Origin of the sequence: Streptomyces sp. WM6386, assembly GCF_000972385.1 — a bacterium.
Classification (GTDB): domain Bacteria; phylum Actinomycetota; class Actinomycetes; order Streptomycetales; family Streptomycetaceae; genus Streptomyces.
This window is the reverse complement of record NZ_JXTE01000230.1, coordinates 1-978: the sequence shown is the minus strand read 5'-3', so window position 1 is coordinate 978 and position 978 is coordinate 1. Positions and strand designations below refer to the sequence as shown.

1 protein-coding gene is annotated in these 978 nt (G+C 65.2%); it reads right to left on the bottom strand.

The genetic code is table 11. From position 1 onward, the window contains the following. Positions 1–860 (bottom strand): MFS transporter (locus TN53_RS40930; protein ID WP_199924743.1); only part of this gene is annotated, 860 nt, incomplete at its 3' end. Between the last annotated feature and the right edge of the window lie 118 nt (positions 861–978).

Sequence of the window (978 nt, the reverse complement as noted above, 5' to 3'; positions counted from 1 at the left end):
TGGCACTGAACAAGCAGGGGGTGATCCCCGCCGGCGAAAAATCCCGCCGATATGACCACGATGACCCATGCGGGACCCGCTCCCTGATCGGAGAGGGTCTTCTGCGTGAAGATGATGTACGGCGTCAAAGTCGCATGCATCAATCCGGACACCACGACGAGCGTCACGAGCGCCGGCGTGGCGAGCCGAAGCATCGCCCGCCATGCTGTGGCGTCGCCGTGCCCCTCGGCTCCCTCCCGCTCGTCCACCGCGTCCGCGCCGCGGATCTCGGGCACCCCTGACATCAGCACCACCACGGCCAGGACGAGGCACGCCGCCGAACCGACGTAGACGACTCCCCAGGAAAACTGCTGCAGTTGGCCGCCGAGGACGATGGCGGCTCCCGAGGTGACCGTCGCGAGCATGGTGAACCGGGACTTGATCTTGACGTAATCGGCCGTTGCACCACGACGCACGAGCAGGTCGTACAGCAGGGCGGTGTCCGAGCCGGACACACATGCCATGCCCACGCCCTGTCCGATGAACAGCGCCAGGAACACCCAGTAGTTGGAGGACGTCACCTGACCGAGCAGACAGCCGGCTATCAGCATCTGGCCGATCACGATGCTGGCACGCCTGCCGATTCGGTCGGCGATGACTCCCGTCGGCAGCTCCGCAATTCCGCTGACCAGGTAGAGCAGCGTCTGCAGTAGGGCCACCTGCCCGGCGGAGAAGCCTCGCTCATAAAGGAAGAGGACGAATACGCCGCGCTGGAACAGGGTGTTGGCGAGCACGGCGTATACGTAGAACGGGCGCGTGACACCTCGTGCTGCGTTGTCGACTGCAGCCGGCCCGCCAAGGGCCTCCGTGGTGCCGGTCATGCTGCAGGCTCCCTGGTGATCCGGTGAACTTTGGTGTTGGGCCTGCGCCGCCGACCGGAACCTCCAGTCCATGCGCTGGGAACCATATCGGGAAGGAGAGACGCGGTCAGCCGATTTC